This is a genomic window from Myroides guanonis, from assembly GCF_900114085.1.
Taxonomy (GTDB): domain Bacteria; phylum Bacteroidota; class Bacteroidia; order Flavobacteriales; family Flavobacteriaceae; genus Flavobacterium; species Flavobacterium guanonis.
This window is the reverse complement of record NZ_FORU01000002.1, coordinates 351,757-358,307: the sequence shown is the minus strand read 5'-3', so window position 1 is coordinate 358,307 and position 6,551 is coordinate 351,757. Positions and strand designations below refer to the sequence as shown.

Annotated in this window: 9 protein-coding genes; 8 read left to right on the top strand and 1 reads right to left on the bottom strand. The window is 34.9% G+C overall.

Translation table 11 applies throughout. The annotated features are described in order from the left end of the window. Positions 1-282, bottom strand: a 282-nt coding sequence (locus tag BM024_RS03600) for a hypothetical protein (protein ID WP_394333265.1), incomplete at its 3' end; no start/stop codon positions are given. A 110-nt stretch (positions 283-392) separates the two neighbouring features. Between BM024_RS03600 and BM024_RS03595 the strand changes: the two genes are divergently transcribed. The 8 genes from BM024_RS03595 (at position 393) to BM024_RS03560 (ending at position 6,471) form a co-directional block, all read left to right on the top strand. Then, positions 393-2,108, top strand: a complete 1,716-nt coding sequence (locus tag BM024_RS03595; protein WP_090678080.1) for an RHS repeat domain-containing protein — start codon at positions 393-395, stop codon at positions 2,106-2,108. A 145-nt stretch (positions 2,109-2,253) separates the two neighbouring features. Next, entirely contained in the window at positions 2,254-2,499 is a 246-nt protein-coding gene (locus BM024_RS03590; RefSeq protein ID WP_218148702.1) for a ParB/RepB/Spo0J family partition protein, read from the top strand. Positions 2,500-2,505: 6 nt separating this feature from the next. Beyond that, positions 2,506-2,934, top strand: a complete 429-nt coding sequence (locus BM024_RS03585; RefSeq protein ID WP_090678078.1) for a hypothetical protein — start codon at positions 2,506-2,508, stop codon at positions 2,932-2,934. A gap of 655 nt (positions 2,935-3,589) precedes the next feature. Continuing rightward, a complete protein-coding gene (locus BM024_RS03580) occupies positions 3,590-3,790 on the top strand; it encodes a hypothetical protein (RefSeq protein WP_090678077.1) in 201 nt (66 codons plus the stop codon). 32 nt (positions 3,791-3,822) lie between these two features. Further along, the gene (locus BM024_RS03575; protein ID WP_245753852.1) at positions 3,823-4,584 is read left to right on the top strand and encodes an RHS repeat domain-containing protein; all 762 of its coding nucleotides are present in this window, start codon (positions 3,823-3,825) and stop codon (positions 4,582-4,584) included. Then, positions 4,581-5,192 carry a hypothetical protein gene (locus BM024_RS03570; protein ID WP_090678076.1) on the top strand — a complete coding sequence of 204 codons (612 nt, stop codon included), beginning with the start codon at positions 4,581-4,583 and terminating at the stop codon, positions 5,190-5,192. Before BM024_RS03575 ends, BM024_RS03570 begins: the two co-directional genes overlap by 4 nt. Positions 5,193-5,392: 200 nt before the next feature. Continuing rightward, positions 5,393-5,593, top strand: a complete 201-nt coding sequence (locus BM024_RS03565) for a hypothetical protein (protein WP_090678075.1) — start codon at positions 5,393-5,395, stop codon at positions 5,591-5,593. Positions 5,594-5,625: 32 nt separating this feature from the next. Beyond that, positions 5,626-6,471, top strand: coding sequence for an RHS repeat protein (locus BM024_RS03560; RefSeq protein ID WP_177190153.1), 846 nt, complete (start codon positions 5,626-5,628; stop codon positions 6,469-6,471). The last annotated feature ends 80 nt before the right edge of the window (positions 6,472-6,551 follow it).

The following is a 6,551-nucleotide window of genomic DNA, read 5'->3' as shown; positions in this document are numbered from 1 at the left end:
TGTGATTTCATAAGCCACCTTAGCTTCCTGAATACTCATCTTTCCTTCTTTAATACTCAAAAGTACTTTCCGCTTTAGATTAGTTGAATATCTACGAGCTTGTCGAGTATTAAAAAACTCTTGACTACCGTATTTTTGCATCCAACCATTGACCGTGGTTTTATTTAAATTATATTTATTTATAACTGAAATTTGTGTAGCTCCAAACTCAACTTCCTGGACCACTTTTTCTATGAACTTTAGATGGTAACGTTGACTGGTTTTTTGTCCTGATTTTTCCATTTTTTCTTGTTTTGAACTGTACAGCTATTTCAGGACGGGTCAAGGTTGAGTGGACTTTGAGTAGGGGATTAAAGGAAATTCGAGAGTGTATAGGAAGTTGAGGTAGGTGATTGGCACCAGGGGAAGGGGAGATTTATCAGACTCATCAAATTGGAGCTGGAGATAATGTGGTACCATTTCAGAATATTTACGATGAATTAGGACGTGTGAAGCAAAAGCGTGTTGGAGGAAAGCTAGGAGTTTTTATAGGAATTCCTCTTTCTGAAGCTAGTAGGTCAAATCTGGGAGGTGTCGTCCTTCCACCTAGTGGCTCTCCATCAGAATCGTCTTTCCTGCAAAAAGTAAATTATTCTTATAATATAAGAGGGTGGTTAACGGGGGTTAATGATGTTTCCAATTTACAACAATTAGACCAGCCAAAGTCGCTTTTTGCGATGAAGTTGAGCTACAATAAATTGGACAACGACACTATAAAAGGAGTGAAAAAGCTTTTTAATGGAAACATCACTGAGCAAACCTGGCGTACAGCCAAAGCAGATAAAACCAAGCGCTACGGATATGAGTACGATGGTTTTGATCGTTTGAAGAAAGCAACTTTTCAATTGCCAGGGACTACACAACCAATTTCTAAGGCTTATAATGAAAGTTTGAGTTATGACAGCAATGGAAACATTCTAAAGTTAGAGCGCTTTGGTAAAAAACAGGTGAATCAAGGAATTGAGTTAGATGATTTAACATATACCTATGAAGGAAATATGTTGAAAAAGGTCGTCGATGCCACCAACAATGCCGATGGATTCAAACAAGGTACGCATACAGGGGATGATTATACCTATGATACATTTGGAAACCTGAAAAAGGATAAGAACAAAGGAATAACAAATATCAAGTATAACCATTTGAATTTACCCGTTGAAATCACCTTTGGAAACGGTAAAATTGAATATATTTATAGCGCAGGAGGTGCAAAGGTTCAGAAGAAAGTAACACAAGGAACGGCAGTAACCACTACCGACTATTTAGGAGGTTTTCAATATACCAACAATGTATTAGAGTTTATTAGTACAGCAGAAGGTTATGTAGTTCCTAAGTTAATAAATGTTAAAGGAACAGTGCGTCCTGACGGTACGATTATAATGGTGAAAAGGTATGAAGCTGATTACTATGTATATCAGTACGCGGATCACTTAGGTAACACAAGGCTTAGTTATTCCGATATCAATAAGAATGATATTGTTGAGGCTAACGAAATATTATCGGAAGCGGATTATTACCCATTTGGATTGCAACACACAGAAAACAGTATTGCTACAACGGCTAATAAAGCTGCGGAAAAGTATCAATACAACGGAAAAGAGTTTCAGGATGAGTTGAATTTGAATGTGTTTGATTATGGTGCGAGGAATTATGATGCCGCTATTGGAAGGTGGTTTAATCATGATCCTTTGAGTGAGATGGCTTATGATTTAACACCATATCGTTATGGGCTTAATAACCCGATTAGTTTTGTCGATCCAACTGGTATGCTGGAAACACAATATAAAGATGAAGATGGTTTAACATTATTAAATACAAAGGATGGAAGTGATGATGTTATAACGGTTTCTAATGATAAAAGAAAAAATTTTAGAGATTATAATGCATCTTATCAAAGCGGAAATAAAAGTCTTTATGATAGCCAGGAGTGGAATGAAAACATGAAAGCAGATCTTCTTGGATTTAGCACAACTAATGAAATGAATGCTACTTTAGGAGGTTTTACAACACAATGGTCTCGTCAAAATGCTATTAATTACCTTCAAAATCCGACAATAGGTAATGTTTAGCAATGTCTGCTAGTGAGTCACTAAGTCAATGGACAGATCCTGAGAAACTAATAATGGGGCAAGTATATTTGTTGGAGGTATTTCGCCATCAATGAGAACTAGTTCTTTAGAAGGTACTCAAACTATAACAAAAAGTAAAGCCCCTATGCAATCGTTATTAAATGATATTGCAAAAAATGGAGTAAAAGAACCAATAAATTATGTTAAGAGTGGAGGGAGAAATTATATTGTTGACGGACACCATAGATTTTATAGTGCTCAAAAATTAGGGATTAAAAATGTACCTGTTCAACGTGCAACACTACCTTTTAAAGGATATAAATCAGTAACGGATTTAGTTAAAGAAGGACGTCAACCTGGATATTGGCAACATATGAAAGCTAAAAAATAATTGGTTATGGCTATATGGCAAATTACTTTTTATATTATTGATGCTAGCGTGAATAATATTAATTTAGATCAAGACACTGATTTTGATGATAGTTATTTTTGGAAAAATAGTAAGAGAGATGTAAGATTATTTAAATCAGTTGGTCTTTTTTTAGAAGAAAATAAGTCGTGGAGTTCACAGATAAAACAATATGGTGACTTAAAATCAAATTGTCTTGAAGTTTATTTCGATGATATGGATAAAATATTATCTGTTTCTTTTCGGATTGATTTTTTAAGCGATTATGTTCTAATTTTAGAAAAAGTTTTAATTTTTTGTTTAAACAATAATCTAGCTATAGTAACTTTAAAAGGAGATGTACTTCCTTTACAATTAGACTTTTTTAAATTGTATATATCAAAATATATAAAAGAGAACGGAATTGAAATAGAGTAATGTGGCAATGTTGTTATGATGTTAACTGACACAAAAATTCCTCGTTATTTATTTATCATTTACTCCCGCTAGCGCAAGGTGTGCCGTGAATGAATAACAAATATTAACTGTTATTCAATGTCGGATAAAAGATGGTGGTAGGTCCACCGAAATCGCTGTGCAAGCGGGGGTTTCAAACCGCCTCTCGTTGCTAAAGGAGTGATTCTGCGGTATTGAACGGAAAGAGGAAAAGGTTGGCAAGACCAATCAGGTATGAGTAAGAGAGATGAATGCAAATGAACCACTGAAGAAGTGATGAGATAGCGGATAAATCAAAAACAAGTCATTATAGATGCGTTGCGATTTTGTCAACATCAGAAAGGTTTAGAAATCTAGGCTTATGTTTTAATGCATAGTCATTTACATTTAGTTTGTAAAAGTGTAGGAACTCTAACGTTGGCAGAGATAATGAGAGATTTTAAAAAATATACGAGTAAAAAAATAATAGAAACAATTGTTAGTAACTGCGCCATCGTGGTATTACGATGCTAGAAATAGCAGATATATCTCATTAGAAATGTTATTTGTTTTGGTATTCGATGAACTGCGTTTGTATATCAATACAGTGACCACCTTGAGGGCGGAGCGTTAAAAAAATGTCTACTAGACATTTTTAGTGAACGAGCCAGTTGGTGTGTTGGGGAGGCTTAGTTATTCCGATATCAATAAGAATGATATTGTTGAAGCTAACGAAATACTATCCGAAGCGGATTATTACCCATTTGGACTGCAACACACTGAAAACAGTATTGCGACAACCGCTAACAAAGCTGCGGAAAAGTATCAATACAATGATTTCGGAGAAGAAAGCGAATAGCTTTTGACGAACGAACCGCACGTAGTGCTGGGTTGGATGAGTTGAACTTGAATGTGTTTGATTACGGTGCGAGGAATTATGATGCTGCCATAGGGAGGTGGTTTAATGTGGATCCGCTAGCGGAAGTTCAGCCAAACAAGACACCATATCATTATACAAGCAACAACCCTATTAACAGAATAGATCCGACAGGGATGTTGGATGATTGGTATCATAATAATGAAACAGATGAATTGGTTTATCTGCGAGATGTTCATGGATCAATGACACAAGAATCTGTTGATAAATATGGTTTAGGAGGTAATGCTAGTGATTATGAAAGACTTGGAGATAATAATGTGATGGGAAAGGTTTTTGAAAAGTTTACGGGAGAAAATATTTTGGAACGTGAAAATATAAAAATTGGAAACTCAGAACAATTTATGACAGCACAAGGTTATATGCATATTGAAGAACAAAGGATTAAAAAATATGAATTTACTCAAAAAGGATTTTCTTTTGATGAAAGCATTGTTAATATAAGTGATTTAGAAAAAGTTCTTAGCAATAAGACAAGATATATAGAACCCGGAGGATTTAAAACGGAAAAAATTATTGATATAGAAAGTCATAAAAGTATATTTTCGGATTCGAAAACTATAATTTTATTACGGCAAAAGGACTTAAATAGAAAATATATTTATCCAACTTCTATAAACCCTAATAGTGATTTTTGGATAGGTACAAGTTTAAAAGAAACTGCTAAATGGTTAGCGGATGAATTATCAGAAGCAGCTAAAAATTATAAAAAATGATAGAGACTAGAAAAGAGTTATTTGTTTTTTGTTTTCTAATATTAAATATTTCATGTTCGAAAAAAGATGTGAATGTGGAATATCCAGCGGAGTTGATTATGGACGAATTTTTATATGATCATTTTCCTGTAACAATATGTACTCAAGAATACACGATTAGAACTAATACAAACGAAGAAAGAAATAATGTTGCAATTTTTCTAAAGTACACAAACTGTTTACAGTCCTCAGATTCATTAGTCTCTGAATTTGTAAATCAGTCATTTGTTCAATATAAATTAAACGAGAATTGTTTATTAGTTATAAATTCAACAGAAACTAATGAGAGTTTAATAGATAGCGGAAGAGTTGAAGAACCCATAGACTTTGATTCCTTAGAGTGTAATTATTCTGATAAAACTCCTATTCCAAATATCAATATGTATTTTGAGAATTTAACAAGCGATTATGATATTTATATTTTTGAAGCTAAAAAAGGAGAATACTCAAAGTTTTACAAATTCAGTTATAATACATTGATGCCATCATATTGGAATCACGGTTATTCAAAAGGAGTCGCTTTTAGTAAAACTACAAACGAAATTATCTATTGGGGGTGCATGTGGTAGTGAACTCGGGCGAGTATACTTACTTCGTCAGTTCGCTTCGCTCGTGTCCAACACCAGAAGGGTATTACGATGCTAGAAATACCAGATATATCTCATTAGAAATGTTATTTGTTTTGGTATTCGATGAACTGCGTTTGTATATCAATACAGTGACCACCTTGAGGGCGGAGCGTTAAGAAAATGTCTAGTAGACATTTTTAGTGAACGAGCCAGTTGGTGTGTTGGGGAGGCTTAGTTATTCCGATATCAATAAGAATGATATTGTTGAGGCTAATGAAATATTATCGGAAGCAGATTATTACCCATTTGGGTTACAACGTACTGAAAACAGTATTGCGACTACGGCTAACAAAGCTGCGGAAAAGTATCAGTACAATGATTTCGGAGAAGAAAGCGAATAGCTTTTGACGAACGAACCGCACGTAGTGCTGAGTTGGATGAGTTGAATTTGAATGTGTTTGATTATGGTGCAAGGAATTATGATGCTGCTATCGGAAGGTGGTTTAATGTGGATCCGCTAGCGGAACATCCAAGCCAAGTCGATAAGTCACTGTACGCCTATGCTTGGAACAATCCAGTGAACCTAACGGATCCAGACGGACGTTGTCCTGATTGTCCTGATGAAGTATATGTTCCATTAGCAGACCACGTTTATACTGAAAATTTAGCAGTTGGTGATAAATCAAGTAATGGATGGGAGGTTGTGAGAATTGATGGAAACAGCGAAACTGGTTATAAGGCAGCATTATATAAAGGCGAATACAATGGAAATACAGAGTATATATATTCCACCCAAGGCACAAACCCTACATCTGGAAAAGACTGGAAAAACAACGCTCAACAAGTAGCTACTGGAAATTCACCTCAATACTCTGAGTCTGTAGAAAAAGCGATTTCTCTAGCATCAAATAAAGATTATGCAGGAGTTTCGTTTACAGGACATTCCTTGGGTGGTGGTCTGGCGAGTGCGAATGCACTAGCTACAGATGGGAAAGCAGTTACGTTTAATGCAGCAGGGTTATCAAGTAAAACAAAATCAAATCTTGGTTTAAGCGGGAAAACTGCAAACATATCTGCGTATGTTATTCAGGGTGAAATAGTAAGTCATCTACAAGGTCAAATAGGAATAAGAGCACAGGGAAACATAACAATATTCCCTGCAAGTTATGTTCCTCAAATACCATTTATAGGAGCAGACGAAGTAATACGTACTGGTCAGAGAATTAGAAACCATATGATGAACGTAGTAACCGATAAATTTAATGCACAGAACAAATGAGAATATTAAAGAGGATGCCATATTGTTTTTTTTTATTTTTTTTATGTCTCAATAGTTGTAGACAAGAGGTAAATAGAAAC